The sequence below is a fragment of the Pseudogemmobacter faecipullorum genome (assembly GCF_020539525.1).
GTDB lineage: Bacteria > Pseudomonadota > Alphaproteobacteria > Rhodobacterales > Rhodobacteraceae > Pseudogemmobacter > Pseudogemmobacter faecipullorum.
This window is the reverse complement of the sequence record NZ_JACDXX010000013.1, coordinates 103,393-128,159: the sequence shown is the minus strand read 5'-3', so window position 1 is coordinate 128,159 and position 24,767 is coordinate 103,393. Positions and strand designations below refer to the sequence as shown.

The 24,767-nt window shown below is 64.2% G+C and carries 23 protein-coding genes; 11 read left to right on the top strand and 12 right to left on the bottom strand.

Translation table 11 applies throughout. The features are described from left to right. Positions 1–97: 97 nt before the first annotated feature. Complete coding sequence (locus H0485_RS14630; protein WP_226936682.1) at positions 98–355, bottom strand: GlsB/YeaQ/YmgE family stress response membrane protein; 258 nt, start codon at positions 353–355, stop codon at positions 98–100. 253 nt (positions 356–608) lie between these two features. Between H0485_RS14630 and H0485_RS14625 the strand changes: the two genes are divergently transcribed. Beyond that, positions 609–857 carry a hypothetical protein gene (locus H0485_RS14625; RefSeq protein WP_226936681.1) on the top strand — a complete coding sequence of 83 codons (249 nt, stop codon included), beginning with the start codon at positions 609–611 and terminating at the stop codon, positions 855–857. Here the strand turns inward: H0485_RS14625 and H0485_RS14620 are convergent. Further along, on the bottom strand, positions 802–1,143 hold the full coding sequence (locus H0485_RS14620) for a hypothetical protein (RefSeq protein ID WP_226936680.1): 342 nt from the start codon (positions 1,141–1,143) through the stop codon (positions 802–804). The genes H0485_RS14625 and H0485_RS14620 overlap by 56 nt on opposite strands. A 289-nt stretch (positions 1,144–1,432) precedes the next feature. Between H0485_RS14620 and H0485_RS14615 the strand changes: the two genes are divergently transcribed. Next, a complete protein-coding gene (locus H0485_RS14615) occupies positions 1,433–2,497 on the top strand; it encodes a 3-deoxy-7-phosphoheptulonate synthase (RefSeq protein WP_226936679.1) in 1,065 nt (354 codons plus the stop codon). Here the strand turns inward: H0485_RS14615 and H0485_RS14610 are convergent. From H0485_RS14610 to dprA, 5 genes are all read right to left on the bottom strand, one after another. After that, a complete protein-coding gene (locus tag H0485_RS14610; protein ID WP_226936678.1) occupies positions 2,480–3,721 on the bottom strand; it encodes a type II restriction endonuclease in 1,242 nt (413 codons plus the stop codon). The two genes, H0485_RS14615 and H0485_RS14610, sit on opposite strands and share 18 nt — an antisense overlap. Next, positions 3,721–4,167, bottom strand: coding sequence for a very short patch repair endonuclease (locus tag H0485_RS14605; RefSeq protein WP_354002451.1), 447 nt, complete (start codon positions 4,165–4,167; stop codon positions 3,721–3,723). Before H0485_RS14605 ends, H0485_RS14610 begins: the two co-directional genes overlap by 1 nt. 1 nt (position 4,168) lies before the next feature. Further along, positions 4,169–5,398 (bottom strand): DNA (cytosine-5-)-methyltransferase, encoded by a 1,230-nt coding sequence (gene dcm / locus H0485_RS14600; RefSeq protein WP_226936676.1) that lies wholly within the window; start codon positions 5,396–5,398, stop codon positions 4,169–4,171. A gap of 88 nt (positions 5,399–5,486) precedes the next feature. After that, a complete protein-coding gene (gene topA, locus H0485_RS14595; protein ID WP_226936674.1) occupies positions 5,487–8,171 on the bottom strand; it encodes a type I DNA topoisomerase in 2,685 nt (894 codons plus the stop codon). 141 nt (positions 8,172–8,312) lie between these two features. Then, positions 8,313–9,491 carry a DNA-processing protein DprA gene (gene dprA, locus H0485_RS14590; protein WP_226936673.1) on the bottom strand — a complete coding sequence of 393 codons (1,179 nt, stop codon included), beginning with the start codon at positions 9,489–9,491 and terminating at the stop codon, positions 8,313–8,315. A gap of 349 nt (positions 9,492–9,840) precedes the next feature. Between dprA and H0485_RS14585 the strand changes: the two genes are divergently transcribed. The 5 genes from H0485_RS14585 (at position 9,841) to H0485_RS14565 (ending at position 13,772) form a co-directional block, all read left to right on the top strand. Beyond that, positions 9,841–11,118, top strand: a complete 1,278-nt coding sequence (locus tag H0485_RS14585) for a 4-aminobutyrate--2-oxoglutarate transaminase (RefSeq protein ID WP_226936672.1) — start codon at positions 9,841–9,843, stop codon at positions 11,116–11,118. Between the two features lie 219 nt (positions 11,119–11,337). Beyond that, positions 11,338–11,604 (top strand): YMGG-like glycine zipper-containing protein, encoded by a 267-nt coding sequence (locus H0485_RS14580; RefSeq protein ID WP_226936671.1) that lies wholly within the window; start codon positions 11,338–11,340, stop codon positions 11,602–11,604. 280 nt (positions 11,605–11,884) lie between these two features. Further along, complete coding sequence (locus tag H0485_RS14575) at positions 11,885–12,628, top strand: energy-coupling factor ABC transporter ATP-binding protein (RefSeq protein WP_226936670.1); 744 nt, start codon at positions 11,885–11,887, stop codon at positions 12,626–12,628. After that, the gene (locus tag H0485_RS14570) at positions 12,603–13,199 is read left to right on the top strand and encodes an energy-coupling factor transporter transmembrane component T family protein (protein ID WP_226936669.1); all 597 of its coding nucleotides are present in this window, start codon (positions 12,603–12,605) and stop codon (positions 13,197–13,199) included. Before H0485_RS14575 ends, H0485_RS14570 begins: the two co-directional genes overlap by 26 nt. Before the next feature lie 30 nt (positions 13,200–13,229). Continuing rightward, on the top strand, positions 13,230–13,772 hold the full coding sequence (locus tag H0485_RS14565; RefSeq protein ID WP_226936667.1) for a biotin transporter BioY: 543 nt from the start codon (positions 13,230–13,232) through the stop codon (positions 13,770–13,772). 45 nt (positions 13,773–13,817) lie between these two features. Here H0485_RS14565 and aroQ read toward each other — a convergent pair whose 3' ends face one another. Next, positions 13,818–14,255 (bottom strand): type II 3-dehydroquinate dehydratase, encoded by a 438-nt coding sequence (gene aroQ, locus H0485_RS14560; protein WP_226936666.1) that lies wholly within the window; start codon positions 14,253–14,255, stop codon positions 13,818–13,820. Positions 14,256–14,444: 189 nt separating this feature from the next. Beyond that, entirely contained in the window at positions 14,445–15,323 is an 879-nt protein-coding gene (gene metF, locus H0485_RS14555) for a methylenetetrahydrofolate reductase [NAD(P)H] (RefSeq protein WP_226936664.1), read from the bottom strand. A gap of 87 nt (positions 15,324–15,410) precedes the next feature. Here metF and H0485_RS14550 point away from each other — a divergent pair, with 87 nt between their 5' ends. Together H0485_RS14550 and H0485_RS14545 are read left to right on the top strand one after the other, a co-directional pair. Further along, positions 15,411–16,316: a LysR family transcriptional regulator gene (locus tag H0485_RS14550; RefSeq protein WP_226936663.1), complete on the top strand. Its 906-nt coding sequence runs from the start codon at positions 15,411–15,413 to the stop codon at positions 16,314–16,316. A 264-nt stretch (positions 16,317–16,580) separates the two neighbouring features. Beyond that, the gene (locus tag H0485_RS14545; protein ID WP_226936662.1) at positions 16,581–17,369 is read left to right on the top strand and encodes an inositol monophosphatase family protein; all 789 of its coding nucleotides are present in this window, start codon (positions 16,581–16,583) and stop codon (positions 17,367–17,369) included. A 68-nt stretch (positions 17,370–17,437) separates the two neighbouring features. On the opposite strand, the gene H0485_RS14540 is transcribed toward H0485_RS14545, so the two are convergent. Both H0485_RS14540 and putA read right to left on the bottom strand, forming a co-directional pair. Beyond that, positions 17,438–18,178, bottom strand: coding sequence for a rhomboid family intramembrane serine protease (locus H0485_RS14540; protein WP_226936661.1), 741 nt, complete (start codon positions 18,176–18,178; stop codon positions 17,438–17,440). Between the two features lie 82 nt (positions 18,179–18,260). Beyond that, a complete protein-coding gene (putA, locus tag H0485_RS14535; RefSeq protein ID WP_226936659.1) occupies positions 18,261–21,701 on the bottom strand; it encodes a bifunctional proline dehydrogenase/L-glutamate gamma-semialdehyde dehydrogenase PutA in 3,441 nt (1,146 codons plus the stop codon). 105 nt (positions 21,702–21,806) lie between these two features. Here putA and H0485_RS14530 point away from each other — a divergent pair, with 105 nt between their 5' ends. After that, positions 21,807–22,268, top strand: coding sequence for an Lrp/AsnC family transcriptional regulator (locus H0485_RS14530; RefSeq protein ID WP_226936658.1), 462 nt, complete (start codon positions 21,807–21,809; stop codon positions 22,266–22,268). Between the two features lie 884 nt (positions 22,269–23,152). Here H0485_RS14530 and H0485_RS14525 read toward each other — a convergent pair. Continuing rightward, a complete protein-coding gene (locus tag H0485_RS14525) occupies positions 23,153–24,028 on the bottom strand; it encodes a lytic transglycosylase domain-containing protein (protein WP_435531508.1) in 876 nt (291 codons plus the stop codon). Positions 24,029–24,393: 365 nt separating this feature from the next. On the opposite strand from H0485_RS14525, the gene H0485_RS14520 reads away from it, so the two are divergent. Further along, positions 24,394–24,597: a Flp family type IVb pilin gene (locus H0485_RS14520; protein WP_226936657.1), complete on the top strand. Its 204-nt coding sequence runs from the start codon at positions 24,394–24,396 to the stop codon at positions 24,595–24,597. Positions 24,598–24,767 lie beyond the last annotated feature (170 nt).

Genomic DNA, 24,767 nt, shown 5'->3' with positions numbered 1-24,767 from the left:
CCCCGCCCCCCCTGCACCGACAGAGCCGATGTATCATCCATAAAAAAAACAGGCGCCTTTTCGGGTGCCTGTTTTGGTTTTCAGCGCCGGACGATTGTCAGGCCCGCTTCACGACCCGGATGATCAGCAACAGGATCACCGCGCCGATGGTGGCATAGATGATCGAGGCAAGAATAGCATTGCCGCCGAGGGTAAAGCCGACCCGCGGCAGAATGAGTCCGGCAAGGAAAGCGCCAATGATGCCGACGATGATATTTCCGATCAGGCCAAAGCCATAGCCTTTGACCAGGATGCCTGCCAGCCAACCCGCGATTGCGCCGACCAGCAGCAGAATGAGAATGCTTTCAATACCCAAGGGATCCCTCCAACCTGTTAATGCCATGCAATGCGGCCCTCACGGCCTGGTCGCCCGGCGAAACCCGACCACCCGTCGCAGTCTTCTGGTAACGCAGCGCTCACTATAAAGTTCCATGGGCATTCTTTTTCGCCCAGGGCGCGGCTCTGGCCTGCGCGCCCCCGGCACCGCTCTGTGCTTGACCTCCGGGCGGCCCCTGGGGCAACTGGAGGGGAGAATGCATGCAAGACTGTTGTGCAGACGGCGGAGACCGGTGACTTTGAAAAGACTGCTCGATCCACATCATCCGCTGTTTGAACGCCCGCTCTGGCGCTGGCTGACGACACTAATGCCGCTGGCCTGGGCCGGGATCGAGTTTTACAATCAGCAGATCCTCTGGGCCCTGCTCTTCCTTGCCGCCGGCCTCTATGCCGGATGGATGCTGTTTGTGGTGCGCGCGCGCGAAATCATCGCGCGGGGCGGTCAGGATAAGGCGGCCCCCTCGGACCGCCCGGGCAGCTGACCCGGCCCCGCATCTCGCCGGAATCGCCCTGCAGCGTCGTCTCGAGCAGCCTGCATCCGGTCAGCTCAGCAATAAGCCCGATCATCTGCGCCCGGATCAGCTGATGCTCGCCGTTGCGGGCATAGCCGAGCCGGATCACCTCAACATGGCTGCCTTTCAGAAAAACCACATATCTGCGCCCGCCACGCTCTGCCTCATAGCGGCTGGCCCCGAACATATGTGGCGCGGGCTGCGCCCCACAGGCCGCAAACAAAGACAGGATGAGAGGCATCAGCCAGGGTTTCATCCCTTCATCCTGCGCCGCAAGGTTTAAAAAAGTCTGAACGGGCTTAAAATCGCGTAAAATGCGGCGCAGAAAACGGGTGACAAGCCAAAATCACCGGCCTATGGTCAGGCCATGTCGAAACACGCCCTCTATGCCGCATCCTTTTATTGGTACCGCCTCTCCCGGCGGTCCTCGGATGCTGTCTGACGCAAAGGCGAACTGACATCATACCCGAGCCGCTGGTCTGACCGGCGGCTTTTTTGTCAGAAAGACAGGCCGTCTCCAGACCTCGAAAACCGAGAGAGAGACCATGCCGACCCAGACCCATAACCTGCGCATTTCTGAACTTCGTCCGCTGCCCTCGCCAGGCGAGCTGGCGCGGGCGATCCCCTGTGATACGGCGGTTTCAGACACTGTAAGCGCATCACGCGCCGCAGTGTGTGATATCCTCAATATGCGCGATAATCGTCTTCTGGTGGTGATCGGCCCCTGCTCGATCCATGATCCCGCAGCCGCTATGGATTACGCCCGGCGGCTGATGGAACAGCGCCGCCGCCATGCCGAGCGGCTGGAAATCGTCATGCGGGTCTATTTCGAAAAGCCGCGTACCACGGTGGGCTGGAAGGGGCTGATCAATGATCCCCATCTCGATGGCTCGGACCGGATTGAGGATGGCCTGCCGCTGGCGCGCAGATTGCTTCGCGACATCAATGCCCTGGGCCTGCCCGCCGCGACCGAATTCCTCGATCCGGTCATGCCGCAATATTTCGCCGATCTGATCGCCTGGGGCGCCATTGGGGCCCGCACCACCGAAAGCCAGATCCATCGCCAGCTGGCCTCGGGCCTGTCCTGCCCGGTCGGCTTCAAGAACGGCACCGATGGCGGCATTCAGGTGGCGCTGGATGCGATGCGCTCAGCCGCGGGCCAGCATTCCTTCCCCGCAATCACCGATGACGGCCAGGCCGCCATTGCCCGCACCACCGGCAATCCTGATTGCCATGTGGTGCTGCGCGGCGGCTCGGATGGTCCGAATTTCAGCGCCGCGCATATCGGGGCGATTTCGGCCCGGGCGGCAAAAGACGGAATTAATCCGGGGCTGATGGTCGATGCCAGCCATGCCAACAGCGGCAAGGATCCGGCGCGCCAGCCGGCGGTGATCGACGATATCGCCGCCCAGATCCGCGCCGGCGAGCGGCGTATCCGCGGTGTGATGGTCGAAAGCAATATCATTGCCGGCACGCAAAAAATTGTTCCGGGCCAGCCGCTCACCTATGGGCAGAGCATTACCGACGGCTGCCTCGGCTGGGAGGACAGCGTCACCCTGCTCGAAACCCTCGCCGAGGCAATGGGCAAGGTCTCAGCCCGCGCCGCCTGAGGCTTTCAGCCAGGTCAGATGCTCTTTCACCCCGATCAGCCAGTCGCGCTGCTCGGGGTGAAAGGTCTGATGCAGCACTTTCGGCACCACAAGGCGCAGCCCCTGCCCCTGCATCTCGGCAATCTGCGCCCGCGAGATCGCCGGTTCCAGCGTCAGCAAATGTTTCTCGGGGATCCGGGCCGCCTCGGACAGAACCTGGCGCCAGCGGTCCTTGCAGCTGGTCTTCACCGCCAGCATCGACAGTCTTTCCCCCGGGAAAGCAGGATCGGCATATTCGACCTCGCCCGGGAACAGGAAATCGGCCGCCGAACGTTTTTCGGTACGGGCCTCGCGGGTATGGGTGATGCCCCAGGCCTTCAGCAAAGCCTCGGTATGATGGGCAAAAGCATAGCCCGCCCGCGATTTGCGCCGGTTCTGCACCGAGAGCGAAAAGCCAAGGAAGCCCGCCACATCCGCGACATCGCCCTGCATAAAGCCCTGGGCCAGCCGGTCAGCCACGATCTGCCGCTCCATCCAGCGAAACAGATCCTCCTCATGTTCGGCCCAGGCCACCAGCGCAGCATCGGGATCTTCCAGCGGATCGATCCCGGGCAGGGTTTCGCGGGCAAAGGCCGAGAGCTGAAGCGTGGTCGGAAAGCGCAGGCCGAATTTTCTGATCAGCCTTTCGGTCGCCGGCGGATCGGGCTCGACCGCCTCGATACCCAGCTCGCCCAGAATAAAGCGCGCCGCCGCATCAATCTCGCGCCCGCCCGAATCGCCGATATCATTCTGGCTGAGGGTGAAATCATCGGTCAGCTGCAGGCTGAACAGCCATAACAGCCGCCGCTCGGCAGTGCTGCCGCCAGGGCAGAGAATCGCCAGCACCCGCCGGGCTGAGGTCATGCAGAGAAAAAGCGTATCCCCGGCCCTTGCGCGCTGCACCAGAGGGGCTGCGGCGGCGGGATAATAGAGACGGTATTCCGGGCTGCGATGCGGAGTGCGGGCGCGGCTGTTATACCATGTGCCGGGCGCCTCGACGCTTTGCGGCTCCTCATCACTGTCATCCATCCAGATCCAGGTGACCGGGATCTTCTCGCGCTCGGGCGGGGTGCCGACAAAGCTGCGAAACAGATCGACGCCCTGGAATTCATGGCCCTTTGACACCGTCGGATCAACCTCGGTGCGGCGCAGAACCTTAACGCCCGCACCAATGAAATAGCGTGAAAGCTCACCCCGTCCGGCCATTATCCCTGCCCGCTGATATCGAGAAGCGGCGCATCCGAGCGCAGCCAGTCTGCCAGGGCAGCGACCACCTGGCCCGGGGCCAGCTTCTGTCGCCCCTTCAGCGCGCATTCCCAGATCTGCGCGACGCGCCAGCCCTGCCCGGTCAGCAGGGCGATATTGCGCTGATCGCGCGCCTGATTGCCCCGCAGCTTGCCCTGCCAGAACTCTTGCCTGGTGGCGGGCCAGCGAAACAGATCGCAGCCATGCAGATGCCAGAAACAGCCCTGAACGAAAATCACCGCCCGATAGCGCGCCAGCACCAGATCGGGGCGCCCAGGCAGTTTGCGGTCCTGCAGGCGAAAGCGAAAGCCCAGTGCGTGCAGAGCACGGCGGATCATCAGCTCGGGCCTGGTATCAGCGCCACGGATCGCCGCCATATTGCGACTGCGCGTCATCGGGTCATGCACATCAGGCACGGCGGCGCGCTTTCCCCTTCTGTGCCGCCATCAGCGCAAGGATATGCGGCCGCATCACCTTTGCCACTTCAGCAAAAACCGGCACAGCAACCGAATTGCCGAACTGCTTATAGGCCTGGGTGTCCGAGACCGGGATGCGGAAGCTGTCCTCATAGCCCATCAGACGCGCACATTCGCGCGGCGTCAGGCGGCGCGGATTCTCGCCCTCGCCCCGCTTCACCAGAATCTCCGAACCATCCTTGTAATAGCGGGCCGAGAGGGTGCGCGAGATATCCTCGGGCCCGCACAGGCCAAAGCCAAAGCCATTGCCCTTGGCCTTATGCTTGGCGGCGTAATCCTGCAGATAGCGCCAGAGCTTATCGGTCAGCGTGTATTTGGCGCTGACCCTGGCATCCGGGCCTTCGGTGAAATGCCCCTCGGGGCGTTCGATGCCGTTTTCGGGATGCAAAATAGCCTTCAGACGGCGCGCCCCATAAGAGGGCAGTACCATGTCATCAAAGCTGAAGTGCACCGGGTCGCGGAAGCCGACAATCACGATCCGCTCGCGGTGCTGCGGCACGAAATGCCCGGCATCGAGAATGCGGGTGTGGATCGTATAGCCCAGCTCTTCGGTCAGGGTGCGCTTGATCACCTCAAAAGTATGACCCTTGTCATGGCTTTTGAGGTTCTTGACGTTTTCCAGCAGGAAGGCCGCCGGGCGGTGATACTTAATCAGCCGTGCCACATCGAAGAACAAAGTGCCCTGGGTCTCATCCTGGAAGCCATGCGCCCGGCCGAGAGCGTTTTTCTTTGACACGCCGGCGATTGAGAAGGGCTGGCAGGGAAAGCCCGCAACCAGCACATCATGCGGCGGCACATCGGCCTCATCCACCTCGCGGATATCACCGGCAATCGGGCGGTTATCGGGGTAATTGGCGTGATAGGTCTTCTGGGCGTAGCGGTCCCATTCCGAGGTGAAAAGGCAGCGTCCGCCCGCCGCCTCCATGGCGCGGCGCAGACCGCCGATTCCGGCGAAAAGATCGATAAAGGTGAAAGCGCCGTCATTCTGCACCGGCTGTGGCGCCGCCCCTTCGGCGCGCAGAATCGCCAGAACCGCCTCACGCGGGTGTTCCTCGCCATTCTTCCAGCGGAAAATATGGCGTTCAGAATAGCCAAGCCGCTTTGCCGCTTCGGCAATGGTCCAGCCCGTACGGCTGAGCAGCCTGTCAAATTCAGTAGGCATTGAGGCAGGCTCCGGCAGCGGGGAATTTTCATGACATTATGTCGATGAAACTCCCCGACTACAAGAACAGGCAGCTAACAAACCGCGCTTACTCTGGCTCTTTTGCCGCTGCTGCCTTCTTTGTCGCAGGCTTCTTCGCCGGGGCTTTGGCCGTGGTGGTCTTTGCTGCCGCTGCTTTGGTCGTGGTTTTCTTCGCAGCAGGTTTTTTCGCCGGGGCTTTTGCGGCGGCGGGCTTTTTCGCCGCCGCCTTCTTTGCCGGTTTTTTCCCGGCCTTTTCCGCCACCAGCGCCAGCGCCTGTTCCAGCGTCACCGCTTCCGGCTCGACATCTTTCGGCAATGTGGCATTGACCTTGCCCCATTTGACATAGGGCCCGTAGCGCCCCGGCATGACCTGGATCTCGCCGCCCTCGGGATGCTCGCCAAGGCTTTTCAGCGGCTGTGCCGCCGCCCCGCGCCCGCCAGGCCCGCGCGCCAGTTTCTGCGCGATCAGCTCAACCGCACGGTTCATGCCAAGGGTGAAGACCTCTTCGGCATCGGCGAGATTGGCATAGGTTTTGCCATGTTTCACATAGGGGCCAAAGCGGCCAAGATTGGTCTCGACCGGCTCGCCATCCTCGGGATGCGGCCCGAGCTGACGCGGCAAAGCCAGCAGCTGCAGCCCGCGCTCCAGCGTCAGACTATCGGGCGACCAGCCCTTGGGCAGGCTCGAGCGGTCGGGCTTGGGCTGGGCCTCACTCGCCTCGCCGCGCTGCACATAGGGGCCAAAGCGGCCGACGCGCAGCGAGATTTCATTGCCCTGATCATCCTGGCCAAGCACGCGCCCGTCCGAGGCCACCGATTCGGCATCGCCGGCGATCGGGCGGGTGTAGCGGCATTCCGGGTAATTTCCGCAGCCGATGAAGGCGCCGCCCGAACGGGCGGTTTTCAGATGCAGACGGCCTGAGCCACAGGTCGGGCAGGCGCGCGGATCGCCGCCATCGGCACGCGGCGGATAGAGATGTGGCGCAAGGAAATCATCAAGCTTGTCGAGCACTTCGCCAATTCGCAGATCGGCGGTATCGGCCACGGCAGCCGAGAAATCGCGCCAGAACCGCGCCAGGACATCCTTGTAATCGCGCTCGCCCGCCGAGACGTCATCAAGCTCACCCTCCAGCCCGGCGGTGAAATCATATTCGACATAGCGGCGGAAGAAATTGGTCAGGAAGGCGGTGACCAGACGGCCCTTATCCTCGGGGATCAGGCGGTTCTTGTCTTTACGGACATATTCGCGATCGACGATGGTGGTCAGGATCGAGGCATAGGTCGAGGGGCGGCCGATGCCCAGCTCTTCCATGCGCTTGACCAGCGTCGCCTCGGTATAGCGCGGCGGCGGCTGGGTGAAGCTCTGCCCGGCTTTCACCGCCCCCCCTGCCCCGGTGACCTCTTTCTCGCCGCGACCGGCAGCCCCCGCAGGCAGGCTGGCCACCTCGCCCTGCATGATCTGCGGCAGGCGGCCCTCGTCTTCCTCATCCTCATCGCGGCCCTGATCATAGATCTTCAGGAAGCCGTCAAACAGCAGCACCTGGCCATTGGCGCGCAGCGCGACCTCGCCATCGGGGCTGGAAATATCAACCGTGGTGCGCTCCATCCGCGCCGCAGACATCTGGCTGGCGAGGGTACGCTTCCAGATCAGATCATAGAGACGACGCTGATCCTCTTCGACCTTCAGCCTGCCGGGATCGACCGACATATCGGTCGGGCGGATACATTCATGCGCTTCCTGCGCATTTTTCGCCTTGTTTTTATACATCCGCGGGCTGGAGGGCACATAGGCCTCGCCAAAGCGCGATTTGATCTCGGCCCGCGCCGCCATCACCGCTTCGGGCGCCATATCGATGCCATCGGTTCGCATATAGGTGATATAGCCCGCCTCATAGAGGCGCTGCGCCGCATTCATCGTCTGTTTCGCGCCCATGCCGAATTTGCGGCTGGCTTCCTGCTGCAGGGTCGAGGTCATGAAGGGCGGCCAGGGGTTGCGGCTGGCCGGTTTCGATTCAACCCCGGCAACTTTATACTGGCGCGCAGTGACCGCCTTCACCGCCAGCTCGGCGGCCTCAACGGTCGGGATGTCGAACTTCTGCAGCTTCTGCCCGCCCAGCACATTCAGCTGAGCCTCAAATTCCTGACCGCGCGGCGTGGTGAAGACAGCGCGCACGGTCCAGTATTCCCGGGCCTTAAAGGCCTCGATCTCCATCTCACGCTCAACGATCAGGCGCAGGCAGACCGATTGCACCCTTCCCGCCGATTTGGCACCCGGCAGCTTGCGCCAGAGCACCGGCGAGAGGGTGAAACCAACGAGATAATCGAGGGCACGCCGCGCCAGATAGGCCTCTACCAGCGCCACATCGACCTGACGCGGCTGCTGCATCGCCTTGGTCACCGCATCTTTGGTGATGGCGTTGAAGGTCACCCGGCTGACCGTTTTGCCTTTTTTCAGCGAAGAGGCCAGCGCCTCCTGCAGATGCCAGGAAATCGCCTCACCCTCGCGATCAGGGTCGGTCGCCAGGATCAGCGTATCGTCGGTCTTCAGCGCCTCAGCGATGGCCCGGACGTGTTTTTTGCTGTCGGCTGCGACTTCCCATTTCATCGCAAAATCCTGTTCGGTATCGACCGAACCATCCTTTGGCGGCAGATCGCGAACATGGCCGTAAGAGGCCAGAACCGTATAGTCTGAGCCAAGATATTTGTTGATTGTCTTGGCCTTGGCGGGTGATTCTACAACGACGACAGGCATGAATACCCTTCCGGAAAGGCTTTGACACAGGCTGGGTCAGATGTGGGAAAAGGCTCGTCTTTGTCAACTGCGCCCGGAAGGATGCATCAAAACAGGGCGCGGCAAAGGATAAAAAACCTGCACCAGGCCAGCATAATCGCCTCACTTCCGGGCGATCAGCCCGCCCGGCTGGCGGCTGACCCGACCCTCGAGCTCCAGGGTCAGCAATTCAGGCAGCAGCTGAGCCGCGGGCAAAGCCAGATCGCGCAGCAGCTGATCCTCGGCCTGGGGGCTGGGGCCGAGCCGGTCAAGGATCAGATTATGCAGCCGCGTTATTTCAGCCAGCCGGGGGGGCTTCCGGCTGGCCACTGCGCTGTCGCGCCCGGCGGGGCGCGGCTCTGGCGCGCCCCTGGAGCGGGCCGGGCCTGGCAATTCAGGCTGAGCGATATCCGGCAGGCCAGCCCCCTGCAGATCGGCAGCACTGCGCAACAGCTGCGCCCCCTCGCGGATCAGCGCATTGCAGCCAGCGGCCCGCGCGTCGAAAGGATGGCCTGGCACCGCCAGCACCTCGCGCCCCAGATCCAGCGCCAGCCGCGCCGTGATCAGTGAGCCGGAACGCGCCGCCGCCTCGACCACCAGCACCGCCCGCGCCAGGCCCGCGACGATGCGGTTACGGGCCGGAAAATGCCGCGCCAGCGGCCGCATCCCGGGCGGATGCTCCGAGAGGCAGAGCCCCTCGCGGGCGATTGCGGCGGCAAGGGCGGCGTTTTCCGCGGGCCAGATCACATCCACCCCGCCAGGCTGAACCGCCACCGTGCCACTGCCCAGCGCCGCCTGATGCGCCTCGGCATCGATGCCGCGCGCCAGGCCCGAGACCAGAACATAGCCCGCCTCGCCCAGCTCAAAAGCCAGCCTGCGCGCCATGCGCAGCCCCAGCGACGAGGCATTGCGCGCCCCCACCAGCGCCAGCATCGGGCGCTGCAACAGCGCCCGGCGCCCCTGCAGCCATAAAACCGGCGGGGCATCGGGTGTCGCCGCCAGCTGCGGCGGGTAATCTGCAGCGCCGAGCGGCAAAAATTCAGCCCCGATCCGCGCCCCGGCCTGCAGCTCGGCCCGCGCCATTTCGGCGCTGCAGGCGGTATAGCCCCCGACCCCGGCCTGGCTGGCGATCTGCGGCAGCGCCTCCAGCGCGGCGCGGGCTGAGCCATATTCGCTGAGCAGCCGGCGAAAGGTCACCGCACCGACCCGGCGGGAGCGAATGAGGCACAGCCAGTCGAGACGTTCCTCCTCCGACTGCGGGGGGGTGGGGTCTGGTTGCTCCGAAAGCGGGCCGTCAGGCATCTGTCTCGCCTCATTCACCAGGCGCAGCATCGGCTTTGCTGGTTAAAGAAGAGTGAAGACCTCTGGCCCGTACCTCTGGGCCGCACCTCAGGGCCGGGCCGCAGATCCGACAGGTTCTCTGGCCCGTTCTCTGGCCCGCTCTCTGGCCTGCCTTCCTGCCCTTTGGCCTTCCTTTCCGCCCTTGGGCCCGGCCAGCCCTGAAATTGGTCTTACTGGCGCGACGGGAACGCGCAATCTGGACTTACAGCTCTCATTGATCCGGCGCGGCGAATTTGCTCCTATGCCCGCCAGCCAGAGGGGGCAGCCGCAAGCGGTCCTGGCCTCTGTGAACGCGTTCAGGGAGTCTGTTATGAAAAACGCCGAAGTCGCCGCGCGCCGCGAAAGCGCCATTGCCCGTGGTGTGGGCATGACCACCCAGATCTATGCCGATAAAGCTCTGAATGCCGAGGTTTGGGATATTGAGGGCAACCGCTATATCGACTTCGCGGCCGGGATCGCGGTGGTCAATACCGGGCACCGCCACCCGAAGATCGTCGGGGCCGTCACCGAGCAGCTGGGCCGTTTCACCCATACCTGCCACCAGGTCCTGCCCTATGAGAATTACATCCGTCTGGCCGAGCGCCTGAATGCGCTGGTTCCGGGAGATTTCCAGAAGAAAACCATCTTCGCCACCACCGGCGCCGAAGCGGTTGAAAACGCAATCAAGATCGCCCGCTCGGCCACCGGCCGCAATGCGGTCATCGCTTTTGGCGGCGCTTTCCACGGCCGGACCTTCATGGGCATGACCCTGACCGGCAAGGTCGAGCCCTATAAGAAAGGCTTCGGCGCGATGATGCCGGATGTGTTCCACGTCCCCTTCCCGCAGGAGATCAACAAGATCACCACCGAACAGGCGATGGAAGGTATCCAGAAGCTGTTCAAGAACGATCTCGACCCGGCCCGCGTGGCCGCGATCATCTTCGAACCGGTTCAGGGCGAAGGCGGCTTCTACCCCGCTCCGACCGATCTGGTGAAAGCGCTGCGCAAACTCTGCGACGAAAACGGCATCGTGATGATCGCCGATGAGGTGCAGACCGGCTTTGCCCGCACCGGCCAGATGTTCGCCATGGAGGCGCATGGCGTTGCCGCCGATATCACCACCATGGCCAAGGGCCTTGGCGGCGGTCTGCCGATCTCGGCCGTCACCGGTCGCGCCGATCTGATGGATGCCAGCCAGCCCGGCGGCCTTGGCGGCACCTATGCCGGCAACCCGCTCGGCGTCGCAGCCGCCAATGCGGTGCTCGATGTGATCGAGGAAGAGCAGCTCTGCGCCCGCGCCAATGAGCTGGGCTCGCGCCTGAAGCAAAAGCTGGAAAGCCTGCGTGCCACCACCCCGGAAATCGTCGATATCCGCGGCCCGGGCTTCATGGTTGCGGTCGAATTCGCCAATCCCGGCACCGGCGCGCCGGATGCCGGCTTCACCGGCCGGGTGCGGCTGGAGGCGCTGCAGCGTGGCCTGATCCTGCTGACCTGTGGCGTTTACGGCAATGTGGTGCGCTTCCTCGCGCCGCTGACCATTCCGGAAGCGCATTTCACCGAGGCGCTCGCCATCCTCGAAGAGGCGGTGGCGGCAGCCCGCCAGGGCTGAGCCTGAAAGCTGTCAGTGACTGACCCGGATGCGGCCCTGACGGAACCATACCGTCAGGGCCGCGTTGCATAGCGGACTGGCCACTCGCCTTACCGTGGTACAGACCGGACCGTTCCCCCGCGATGGCACGGAACAGCTAAGCTGCCATCGCCCCCCGGGGGCGGCGGAACCATCACTGAAACGGGGCGGTCTGCCGCCCCAGAACCATCAGAGGATTCAATGAAAGCGATTGCTCTCTCCCTGCTTATCCCGGCCTTCGCTCTTGCTGGCTGCGTTGAAACCACCCCGACCCAGAACACCGTTCTTGGCACGGTTGGCGGGGCCGCCGTCGGTGCTGCGGTTTCGTCCAAGGGCGATATGGGCAAAGGCGCGCTGATCGGGGCCGCAGTCGGTGCCGTGGCTGGCACCTATCTCGGCCAGACCTCGACCCCGGGTCAGTGCTACTACCGCAATTCGGCCGGCCAGCGCTACGTCGCCGCCTGCTGAGCGCGGGGGCGAGGACCAGCTGAGGCGCGTCGCGCGCGCCCCTGCCTGCGGTTCAGCCCCTTACCCGCGACAGATCCCCACGCCCGTACGGCGTGCCGGAGCGGCCCCCTGAGGGGGCCGTTCTTTTTTACGCCCGGCTTTTCGGACCCGGTTTTCTGGCCCGGCGATTTCTCTCCGCCCCCGCCCCCTCTCCCCGGCCGCGCGGCTAAGGCTGCGCAAAACTTGCAAATTCCTGTCCGGCGCTTAGAACTGGCGAAAACCCCTACAGGCGCTCTCCCGGATGATCAGCCCCTCCGCCCCCTCCCCTGCTCCGATCCGCATCAGCTGTGGAAGGGTGCTGCTGGCGGGCCGCGAAATTCTCGCGCCGCTGGATCTGACGCTCAGCGAGCAGCGCATCGGCGTGATCGGGCGCAATGGTTCGGGCAAGACCACCTTTCTGCGCCTGCTGGCCGGGCTGATCCCGGCCGAGAGCGGCAGTGTCTCGGTGAATGGCGCCGATCTCGCGCGTGAGCGCAAACTGGCCTTGCGTCAGATCGGCATCCTGTTTCAGAATCCCGACCACCAGATCCTCTTCCCCACAGTCGAGGAGGAGCTGGCCTTTGGTCTGCGCCAGCAGGGCCTGTCGCAAAGCGCGGCTCTGGCCCATGCGCATCAGGCGCTGCGCGCTGAGGGGCGTGCGCATTGGGCCAGGATGCCGGTCTCGTCCCTTTCCGGCGGGCAGAAGCAATTTCTGTGCCTGCTGTCGGTGCTGATGATGGCCCCCTCTACCCTCCTGCTCGATGAGCCTTTTTCGGGACTGGATCTGCCGACCATTTTCCGGCTGAAACGCCGCCTCGCGGCTTTGCCGCAACGGCTGATCACCATCACCCATGATCCCGCCAGCCTGGAAGAGGCCCAGCGTCTGATCTGGATCGAGCGCGGCGCCGTGCTGGCCGATGGCCCGCCCGCCACCGTCCTGCCGGTGTTCACAAGCGAAATGGAACGGCTGGGGGCCTTTGATGCTGACACTGACCTCGCCGGTTGAGACCCGCTATCACCGGCTGCCCGCCGGGCCGAAACTGGCCATGCTGGCCGGTTTCACCTTTTCGCTGTTCTGGCTGAAAACCCCGCTGCCTCTGGCCTGTGCGGCGCTCACGGTGCTGGCGCTGCATCTGCCGGGCGGGCCGCGCTTCATTCTGCATGCGCTGCGGATGCTGCGCCCGCTCTGGCTCTTCGTGCTGGTGGTCTTTATCTGGCATTTGTGGACCGGGGAGTATCGCAGCGGCACGGCGCTGATCCTGCGCATGGTGACGGCGGTAGCGGCGGCCAATCTGGTCACCATGACCACCCGGCTTTCCGATATGCTGGCGGTGTTTGAGCGGCTCTGCGCCCCGCTGGCGCCGCTGATCCCGCCGCAACGCCTGGCCCTGGCCTTTGCCATGGTGATACGCTTCATCCCGCGACTGGGCGAGGTGCTGGAGCGGATCCGCGATGCCTGGGCTGCCCGCAGCCCGCGCCGGCCCGGCTGGCGGGTGCTGCTGCCCGCCATCCTCGCCGCGCTCGATGATGCAGATCAGAGCGCCGAAGCCTTGCGTGCACGCGGCGGTGCAGAATAAGCTTTGCCACAATTGTATAAAGGACGAGTGATGGAACGTAGCCTGACACATATTGCGCTGTTCGCAGCCCTGATCGCCATTCTGGGCTTCGTGCCCTCGGTCCAGCTGAGCTTTGGCGTGCCGGTCTCGGCGCAATCCCTGGCCATCATGCTTTGCGGCACGGTGCTGGGGGCCAGGCGCGGCATGCTCGCGGTGCTTTTGCTGCTGGCGCTGGTCGCGGCAGGCCTGCCTTTGCTGGCAGGCGGGCGTGGCGGGCTGGGTGTTTTCACCTCGCCCACCTCGGGCTATATCGTCGGCTTCGTTCTGGGCGCCTATACCACCGGCTGGCTGGTTGAGCGCACCACCCTGCCGCTTGGCGTGGCAGCCACCGCTGCAGCCCTGATCGGCGGTGTCGGCGTGGTCACTTTCTGCGGCATCATCGGCATGTCGGTCACCCTTGGCAAAACCCTTGCTGAAGCAACCTATCTCAGCGCGGCATTCCTGCCTGGCGATATTCTCAAAGCGGTGCTGGCCGGCCTGATCACGGTATCTCTGGCGCGGATGCGCCCCGCTTCGGTACTCTCACGCGCCTGAACCCGTTTGCCTGAGGCCCCTGTCACGGGGCCTCAGTTTTCCCCTTCAGCCAAGCAGGCTGGCGATACGGCGCAGCCCGAGCAGATAGCCCTCGCTGCCACAGCCCGCGATCACCCCATCCGCCCGGGACGAGACATAGGAATGATGCCGGAAGGCCTCACGCTTATGAATATTTGAGATATGCACCTCGATCACCAGCCCTTCAAAGGCGTTCAGCGCATCGAGGATCGCCACTGAAGTATGGCTATAAGCGGCCGGATTGATCAGGATCGCCTGGGACTGGCCGCGCGCAGCCTGAATCAGATCGACCAGCACGCCCTCGTGATTGGACTGATGCGCTGCGACCTCAAGCCCCAGCTCTGCCGCCAGGGCTGCGACCCTGGCTTCAATATCCGCAAGCGTCTCATACCCGTAGATCTCGGGCTGGCGCTTGCCCAGCAGGTTAAGGTTCGGCCCGTTCAGCAGCGTAACCCGTTTTGCCATAATTCTGTCCCCCGCGCGGGCCGCTTTGCCCGGTGTTTGCACAGAGAATAGCCAGCCGGGACGCAGAAAGGCACCCCTCAGCCCCGGCCGGAGCAAAAAAAGCGGCCAGGTCCACAGACCAGGCCGCCGCAGGTAAAGCTGCCACGGTCACGGCAGCCAGGGAGGTCTTCAGAGCTGAACGTCAGCCCCTCAGGCGACATTCTCCAGGACGACCCGGGGCTGAATGCCCAAAGCTCGCACCACTTCGCGGGTCAGATCCGGGCGGTTGATGGTGTAGAAATGCAGATCCTCCACCCCGCCCTCAAGCAGCCGGTCGCAAAGCTGGGTGCATTGTGCCAGCGCATAAAGCGCCTCACGCCCGTCTCTGACCGCCCGGGTGAAAGCCTCATCCAGCTTTGCCGGGACCTGCGCGCCGCAGCGTGCGGCAAATTTCTTCGCCCCCTCCCAGGAGGTGATCGGCAGGATGCCCGGGATGATCGGGGCGCTGATCCCGGCTTTCACGCAGGCATCGCGGAAGCGGAAGAAAGTATCGGCGTCAAAGAAGAACTGGGTGATGGCCGAGCTCGCACCCGCATCGATCTTGCGCTTGAGGAATTCGACATCAGCCCGGGTCGAGGCGCTGTCGGGATGCGGCTCAGGATAGGCGCCGACCCGGACTTTGAATTTGCCGGTCTTCGCCAGGGCCTCGACCAGCCCGACCGAAGAGGCAAAACCCTCGGGATGGGGCACCCAGCGGCTCGCGCCTTTCGGCGCATCGCCGCGCAGAGCCACGATCTCGGTCACGCCCGCCGCCGCATAGCTTTCGGCAATCTCGAGCGTCTCGGCCTTTGAGGCATCGACACAGGTCAGGTGCGCCGCGACATTCAGACCGTAATTGCGGTGAATCGTGCCCACCGCCTCATGGGTCAGTTTGCGCGTGGTGCCACCGGCCCCATAGGTCACCGAAACAAAAGCAGGATCCATCGGTGCCAGTGCCTGCACGGTTTCCCACAGCCGGAAAGACGCATCCAGCGTCTGCGGCGGGAAAAATTCGAACGAGATACGCGGGGTTCTGACTGACGACGACATGGGATCTCTCCTTCAACAAGGCCCTTGTCGCAGATTCCCCAATGTGAGACCAATTCATAATCTGCAGCATGTTTATGAAATAGGCTCATGTATATCGAGTTGAAACATCTCCGCACCATCCGCGCCATTCATCAGGCCGGCGGCCTCGCCCGGGCGGCGGAAATGCTGAATATCACCCAATCGGCTCTGTCGCATCAGGTGGCCGGGCTCGAGGATCAGGCCGGGATGGAGCTGTTCGTACGCCGCTCGAAACCGATGCGCCTTTCAGCCGCCGGGCACCGGATGCTGAAAATGGCCGACCGGATCCTGCCCGAGATAGACGCGCTGGAAGAGGAATTCGCCGCTTTGCGCTCGGGCAAGACCGGGCGGCTGCATATCACGCTGGAATGTCATGCCTGCTATGACTGGCTGTTCCCGGTGCTGGAAATGTTCCGCCGCGCCTGGCCCGAGGTCGATGTCGATATCCGCGCTGGCCTGGCCTTTGACGCCATGCCCGCCCTGCACCGCGAAGAGGTGGATCTGGTGATCAGCTCGGATCCCTCACCCCTGCCCGGCGTGATCTTTCACCCGCTGTTTGACTATCACCCGACCTTTGTCGCCTCGGCGCAAAATCCGCTGGCCGGGAAAGACTTCATCACCGCCGAGGATTTCCGCGATCAGGTGGTGATCTCTTACCCGGTCAGCCGCGACCGGCTGGATCTTTTCTCGGAAGTACTGACCCCGGCCAGGGTCGAGCCGCGCGGCCATCGCACTGCCGAGCTGACCGCTGTCATTCTGATGCTGGTCGGCTCGAACCGCGGCGTGGCGGTGCTGCCGGACTGGGTGATGCGTGAGGTGAAAACCAGCGCCGATTACGTCACCCGGCCGCTGGGGCCCGAGCCGGTCACCAAGCGCATGTATGCCGCCACCCGCGAAGAGGATGCGACCCGGCCCTATCTGGCGCATTTCCTGCGCCTCGCCCGCTCCGAGCCGGTGAAGCTGCAGCGCGGCTGAGTGCGACTGGTGGAGCGAGGCGGGGGGCGGAGGAAAGCGCCCCCCGCCCAGCGGCACCGAATCAGCCTCAGCCCGTGCCGGATCCGGGCCGCGGCCCCTTCCCTGGCGCGCGAAAGCCCGGTCCGGGGCCGCGCCGGAGGGCCAAAGCCCGGCCCGGCGCGACATTGTTCCAGGCAGAGGCCAGCGCGCCCTTTTCATCCCGGGACTTTCCCTGTAAGGCCCTTTCGTTCCAGCCAAGCCCGAAGACCGAACCGGAGTCCGCCCATGCAGGGAAGCGCCAACCTGAACCTTATGATCAAGGCCGCCCGCAAGGCAGCGCGCACTCTGATCAAGGACTTCCGCGAAGTGGAGAACCTTCAGGTCTCTGCCAAAGGCCCCGGCGACTTCGTCACCCGCGCCGATCGCGAAGCCGAACGCATCATCAAAGAAGATCTGATGGGCGCCCGCCCCTCCTATGGCTGGGTCGGTGAAGAGACCGGCATCCAGCAGGGCGAGGATCCGACCCGGCGCTGGATCGTCGACCCGCTCGACGGCACCACCAATTTCCTGCACGGCATCCCGCACTGGGCCGTGTCGATCGCGCTGGAGCATAAAGGCGAAATCGTCGCCGCCGTCGTCTATGACGCGCCGAAAGACGAGATGTTCTATGCCGAGAAAGGCACCGGCTGCTGGCTGAACGACAACCGCCGCCTGCGCGTCTCGGGCCGTCGCCGCATCGAGGAATCGCTCTTCGTGACCGGCGTGCCCTCCGGCGCCCAGAAAACCCTGCCCGCCACGCTGAAAGACCTGTCCTTGACCATGCCGGGCAGCGCCGGCATGCGCCGCTCGGGCTCGGCCTCGCTTGATCTCGCCTGGGTCGCCGCCGGCCGCTATGAGGCCTATTGGGAGCGCGAGCTGAAGGCCTGGGATATGGCGGCAGGCATGCTGCTGGTGCGCGAGGCCGGGGGTCTGGTCGAGGGCATCCGCGAGGGCCAGGAGCCGCTGGAAAGCGGCTCGCTGCTGGCGGCAAATGAGCAGGTCTTCGCCTCGGTGGCGAAAATGCTGCGCGGCTGAGCCAGCCTTTCGAGGGAAAATCTGAACAGCGCGGCGATTTCGCCGCGCTTTTTCTTTGCCCCGCCTGCCTAACGACGCCTCCCGGTCCTTGGCACCGAGCTTACCCCGAGCGGGTAGCGCGCCACCGGATGCGGCGGCTGACCTGCGGTGCGTGTCCAGAGCCGCCGGGCGCCCAGCCGCCACCAGAGCGGCAGCGCCAGCGCAATCCCGGCGAAAAAGCCGCCGATATGGGCAAAATAGGCAATCCCCTCATCGCCCTGCACCGCCAGCCCGGCAAAGAGCTGCACCCCGATCCAGAGCCCCAGCACGATCCAGGCCGGCAGAGTGAAGATTTTGAAGAAGATCACCAGGATCAGCAGCACATCGACCCGGGCCCGGGGATAGAGCAGAAGATAGCCCCCCATCACCCCGGCAATCGCACCAGAGGCGCCCACCATCGGCACCGGCGAGCCAGGCTCGGCCAGGATCTGCAAAGCCGCTGCAGCGAGGCCCGAGAGCAGATAGAAGCCAAGATAGGGCAAGGGCCCCATCTCAGCCTCAAGATTATCGCCGAAGATCCAGAGAAACAGCATATTGCCCGCCAGATGCATCCAGCCGCCATGCAGGAACATATGGGTCAGCAGGGTCCAGGGATGCGATCCGCCAGTGATCAGCCCCGGGATCAGCGCCCAGTCCATCCAGGTCCGGGCCAGCTGACCATCGCTGGCGCCGGGGTAATAGGCAAGAAAAATGCCAATATTCAGCGCGATCAGCGCGAGGGTGACAAAGGGCCTGCGCCCCGAGGGATTATGATCGCGGATCGGAAACATGCGCGACCCTCGCAAGGGTCGCGCTTTGGGTCAAGTCAGAGCGGGGCAAAGCCCCCGTTCAGGCCCACGTTCAGCCCCCCGTTCAGGCGCCGGACACTTCCGACAACAGGCGGGCATTGCCGCCCGAAGCGGTGGTATCAATGCAGACATGGCGCTCATGCACCACATGGCCCTGATCCGGCGCGCCGGTGATCAGCGGCAGGATCGGCCCCTGTCGGCTGGCAAGCGCGCGGCCATAGGCGCGCCCCTCGGCCTCACCGCCCCACCACAGCGCGCCGCCAAAGCCCTGCAGCCGGGCCAGCGCCTCGGGCGCGAGATCGGCCAGCGGCAAAGCCAGACCGCCCAGCGCCTGCACGGCTGCGGCCTGAGCCGCTGCCGCCCCGGCCCCCGGGCCAAGGCAAAGCAGCGCCTCGCGCGGGATCTGCCCCAGCCGGTTCGACTCGCCGGTCGGCCCCGGCAGATCGCGCGGCTCGGCCATGGCGGGCGCTTTCAGCCCGGCCAGCGCCGCTGCGGCATCTGCCTCCTGCGCGGGCGTGCCGGGGCTGCCCGCCTCACCGCCCGCAGCTCGGGTGAAGCGCTGCAGATAGTTCGGCCCGCCCGCCTTCGGCCCGGTGCCCGAAAGCCCCTCGCCGCCGAAGGGCTGGCTGCCCACCACCGCGCCGATCTGGTTGCGGTTCACATAGATATTGCCGGCATGGATCTGCTCGACGAAATGCTGCACCCGGTCATCGATGCGGGTGTGCAGGCCGAAGGTCAGGCCGTAGCCGGTGGCATTGATCCCGGCGATCACCTGATCAATCTGGCCGGCGGCGAAGGTGGCCACATGCAGGACCGGGCCGAAGATCTCGCGCTGCATCTCGCCCACGCCGCTGACGCGGATCACCGCAGGCTGGGCGAAAGTGCCGGTTTCGGGCACGTCACGCTCTTTGATCAGCCGCCCCTCGCGCCGCGCGGTGGCGATATGGGCGCGGATCGTCTCCAGCGCCTCAGCATCGATCACCGGGCCGACATCGGTCACCAGCCGGGCCGGATCGCCGATCACCAGCTCATCCATCGCACCTTCCAGCATCTCGAGGATCGCAGGGGCGATGTCTTCCTGCACATAAAGGCAGCGCAGAGCCGAGCAGCGCTGACCGGCCGACTGGAAGGAGGAGGCGAGGATATCGCGCACCGCCTGTTCGGGCAGAGCGGTCGAATCGACCACCATCGCATTCATCCCGCCGGTCTCGGCAATCAGCGGCGCGCCGGGGGCGAGGTTCTCAACCATGGCCTTGCGGATCAGCAGTGCGGTCTCGGTCGAGCCGGTGAAAGCCACGCCATCGACGCGCGGGTCCGAGGTCAGGGCCGCGCCGACATCCCCCTCGCCCGGCAAAAGCTGCAGCGCCGCGGCCGGCACCCCCGCCTGATGCAGCAGGCTCACCGCCAGATGGGCGATAAGCGGCGTCTGTTCGGCGGGCTTGGCAAGCACGGCATTGCCTGCGGCCAGCGCCGCGGCAATCTGGCCCGAGAAGATGGCCAGCGGGAAGTTCCAGGGGCTGATGCAGGTAAAGCGTCCACGCGGCGGCGCGGTGAGCGACAGCGCTTCACTGGCATAATAGCGCAGGAAATCAACCGCTTCACGCAGCTCTCCCACCGCATCCGCCAGGGTCTTGCCCGCCTCAAGCGCCAGAAGCGCAAAGATCTGACCGAAGTTTTCCTCATAGAGATCAGCGGCGCGGTTCAGCACCCCGGCCCGGGTTGCGGCTTCGGCCGCCCAGGGGCTTGCCTGGCCCAGCGCGGTATCCACATCTGCGGCGCTGGCCGTCACCACCTGGCCGATGCCTGCGCCGCTGGCCGGATTGATCACCTCCTGCGGGGCTTGGCCTGCGACCGGGCCCGCGAGCAGCGGCGCAGCCGCGAAGCGGGTCCCGATGAAGGGGGCCCGCGCCGCCTCAATCACCGCCAGATCGGCGCGCGAGGTCAGGTCAAAGCCTTTCGAATTCCGTCGCGCCGGGAAGAGCTGCGGGCCGGGCGGCACCAGCGGACTGGCCTTCGGCGCGATATTTTCCATATAGGCAAAGGGACAGGCGGCGACTTCTTCTGCCGCAACGCTCTCATCGACGATCTGGTTCACGAAGGAAGAATTCGCGCCGTTTTCCAGCAGACGCCGCACCAGATAGGCCAGCAGATCGCGATGCGCACCCACCGGAGCATAGATCCGGCAGCGGGTGCCACGATCCGTCAGCACGATATCATGCAGCCGCTCACCCATGCCATGCAGGCGCTGGAATTCATATTGTGCAGGGCCGACGCCGGCTGCCTCGGCCAGATCCAGCACCGCCGCCACGGTATGGGCATTATGGCCGGCAAATTGCGGATAGATCCGGTCGGTCATGCCCAGCAGTTTACGGGCATTGGCAATATAGGAAACGTCGGTCGCCTGTTTGCGGGTAAAGACCGGGAAGCTTTCCAGACCCAGCACCTGAGCGCGTTTGATCTCGGCATCCCAATAGGCGCCCTTGACCAGACGCACCATGATGCGGCGATTCAGCCGGCTGGCCATATCATAGAGCACATCAATCACCGCGCTGCAGCGCCGACCATAGGCCTGAACCACGACGCCAAAGCCATCCCAGCCCGCCAGCGAGCGGTCTTCGAGCGCGGCCTCGATCACCCGCAGCGACAGATCGAGGCGGTCGGCCTCCTCGGCATCAATGTTAAAGCCGATGCCCGCCGCCTTGGCGAGGCCCGCAAGGGCGCGCAGACGCGGCACCAGCTCGGCCATGACCCGCTCTTCCTGGGCAATCTCATAGCGCGGATGCAAGGCCGAGAGCTTGACCGAAATCCCCGGATTGGCGCCGATATCCTTACCCTTCGCCGCCCCGGCAATCGCGGTGATCGCTTTGGTATAGGCAAGGTGGTAGCGCCGTGCATCCGCTTCGGTCCGCGCCGCCTCACCCAGCATATCATAGGAATAGGTAAAGCCCTTTTCCTCGAGCTCACGCGCGCGCTTCATCGCCTTTTCAATGGTTTCGCCCAGGACGAACTGGCGGCCCATCTCTTTCATGGCGCGGGTGGTGGCGGTGCGGATCACCGGCTCGCCGAGGCGGCGGATCGCGCCGCGCAGGCTGCCGGCAATGCCCGGGCCGCGTTCATCGAGCACCTTGCCGGTCAGCATCAGCGCCCAGGTCGAGGCATTGACGAGGCTGGAGGCCGAATGGCCAAGGTGGCGGCCCCAGTCGGAAGGCGCGATCTTATCCTCGATCAGCGCATCCATGGTGATTGCATCCGGCACCCGCAGCAAAGCCTCGGCCAGACACATCAGCGCAATGCCCTCATCGGTCGAGAGGCCATATTCGGCGAGGAAGACCTCCATCAGCCCGGGCCTGGCCCCGCTACGGATCCGGCGCACCAGCTCGGCCCCGGCGGCGGCGATACGCGCGCGGTCTGCCTGCGAAAGCCCGGCATCCGCTGTCAGCTTTTCAACCAGCTGCGCCTCATCGGTAAGGCTGTCTTCGGCAACGATGTCCCAGGCATTTTTCATAGCGCGCGCTCCTGCGTTTTGCCTATAATACACCGAGATGATAAGTCTGTTTTCCTGATTATCTGAATATGCTAAGTCAGTATGACCACAAAATCGGGGAAACACATGCCGTCATCATCTTTTGAACCCGACCGGTTTGACCATGCAATCCTGCGGATTCTTGCCACCGAGGGCCGGATCAGCGCCGTCGAGCTGGCGCGCCGGGTTGGTCTGTCGAAAAGCCCGGTCCAGGCCCGGATGAAACGACTGGAGGAAGAGGGGCTGATTGCCGGCTACCGCGCCATTCTCGACCCGGTGAAAATGGGCCTCGCCCATGTGGCTTTTGTCGAGGTGCGCCTTGATGATACCCGCGAAGCGGCGCTGCAGGCCTTTAACCGCGCCGTGCTGACCGTGCCGGAAGTCGAGCAATGTCATATGATTGCCAGCCGGTTCGACTATCTGCTGAAGGTGCGCACCTCGGATATTTCCGATTATCGCCGCGTGCTGGCCGAGCGCATTTCCGCCCTGCCCCATGTCGCCCAGACCTCAACCTATGTGGCGATGGAGGCGGTGAAAGAGGCGCTGTAACGGCGACGCGCCCGCCTCCATCGCGCTTGCCTGAAATCAGGCTCTGCTTCAGACTAATCCGTGGAAAGACCCTCAGGGCCGCGCCCCGATGCGCGCGCCCGTTTCTGCCCCCGGCCATCGTCACAGTCGTTGCGAAGCTTACAGATGTCATTCCTGCGCAACCTCACCCTTTGCCTCAGCCTGCTGCCCCTCAGCCTGCCCGCCGCCCTTCGGGCCAAGGGGCGCTCGGTGATCGTGCCTGATGCCTCTGGCTCGATGTAGGGCCAGATCAGCGGGCGGTCAGGCCTGAGATCGAACGCGAGGCCCTGCCCAGCGTGCTGAGCGGCCTGCCCGCCGAAAGCGAGATCGGGCTGATGGCCCAAAGGGCGACTGTGGCCACGCCCTGAGCGGCAGGCCGGTGATCACAAAAGCGCAAGGCCCGGGGGGCATGCCTCCGGGCCTTGCGCTTTTGTGATCACCGGCCCACGGGGCCTGGTACGGACGACGGGGATCGAACCCGTAATTCCTTACGGAAGGCAGATTTTCATCCCACTTCGACTTTCGCCGCCATAGCCCGTTGCGGACCATGTTCGTGGTCTGGACTGTCCCTTTACCATACCTGCGGCAAGCCACAGGCTACAGGCACCACCCGTCCAGTCTCTACACCTTCCCCGGTTGCCCAGGGCTTGGCTCGGGATTGGCATTGCGCCGCAGCGCTTTAGCTTTCCCCGAATTTGAGCGGTTCTACTCCGGAGGTTTCCCTCCGGGCACTCCAATTTTAAAGTCTGCTGCGTCTACCAGTTTCGCCACGTCCGCATCTGCCCCAGGGGGCCGGCACCCCTGCCTAACCGATTGCTGCCGCCCAGGAAAGCCCGTCTTTGCCCGCGCGCGTGCCGGGGAATGCATCAGCCCCCGGTGCCGGAGGCGAGGATGCGAAAGACACAGGGGTCGGTCACCAGTTCAGGCGGGGTCTGACACAGACCCTGGGCCACCTGCCAGGCCGCCAGCACTTTGGGCACATAATCGCGGGTCTCGGCATAGGGCGGCACGCCATTATTCTTTCGCACCGCCCCCTCGCCCGCATTATAGGCAGCAAGCACCATCAGCGGATCGCGGTCAAATTCCTGCATCAGCCAGCTGAGATAGGCGACACCGCCTTTGATATTCTGGGCGGCATCGGTCGGATCTGTCACGCCGAATCGCTCGGCCGTAGCGGGGATCAGCTGCATCAGCCCCACCGCCCCGGCAGATGAGATGGCATCCTTACGCCCGGCGCTTTCAATCCCGATCACCGCCAGTACCAGCGCCGGCGAGACCTCGGTGCCAACCGTCGCCAGCAAAATCTCGCGCCCATAGATCTCGGCCATGGTCTGCATCGACTGCAGCCGTGGTGCGCTGACCTGCGCCCCGCCCGGGCCTTTCGACAAAGCCGAAAGCGCGGCCGGGAAACGTCCGGCCACCTCTGCCCTGCCGGGAGGGATGGCCTCCCAGAACCAGGCATAGGACGAGGCGGGGGCCGCCCCCGGAACTGTTGCGGGGCTGAGCGGCGCCGTGGCATCGGGCTTTTCAGCCGATTTCAGCGCCGGATCTTTCCAGGCCGTGGCGGCCAGACGGCGCGCCTGTTCGGCCGGATCAATCTGCACGGTGATTCTGCGGCTGCTGTCCATCTCGCCGACCCGGATCCGGCGAAAGGTAAAATCCTCCTGCTCTGCCGCCACCGGGCCCGGCAAAAGCGCGGCAGCAAGAAGCACCGCTGCTGTCTCAGCGAATCTACGGATCATGCGGGATGCTGCTCTTTTATCTTTCCCGGCAGAATCGCAGATCTGTCGGCCTGAACAAAGCACAATCCCCCTTTAAAAAAGGCAATTCTGCCTAATTTGACAGAATTACCACGCGGCCAGCATCTGCCCCCCTGCGGCCAGCATCCGCCGTTAATAAATATTTTCATGCAAAATCATATAGATAATGGAATATTCTCCGGGGCAGGATCCCTGCTGCGAAAATGCCCTGGCCCTTTCCCAAAGGCGCCACGATTGAGGATCTATATGTGTTCATCCCGAACGGAAGAGCGGAACGGAACAGAGGCCGGTCTGACACACCCGAGGCGGATGAGCGAAATTTGAGCACCTTTGAAAGGGACAAAGCAATGAAACTGATGACCTTCGTGAACCGCTTCCAGAAAGATGAAGACGGCGCAGTGACCGTTGACTGGGTCGTTCTGACCGCAGCAATCGTCGGCCTCGGCCTGATCGTGATGGCGGCTGTGCGTCCGTCGATCGAAAACCTGGCCGACGACATCGCAGGCGAAGTCGAGAAGGCCGGCAACGAAATGAAGAACGCTGGTTCGTAAGCAGCCTTCCGCCCGATCCACGCGTGGGATCTGCCAGCCGCGCCCCAGGGCGCGGCTTTGGCATAAAACGAAGACCCTTCGCGCAACCCTTCGCACAGTCAGCCCGGCATGCGCTGGCCTGCGCCCGCATTGCGACCGGCCCACACAAGAACACCGGCAGATTACCATGG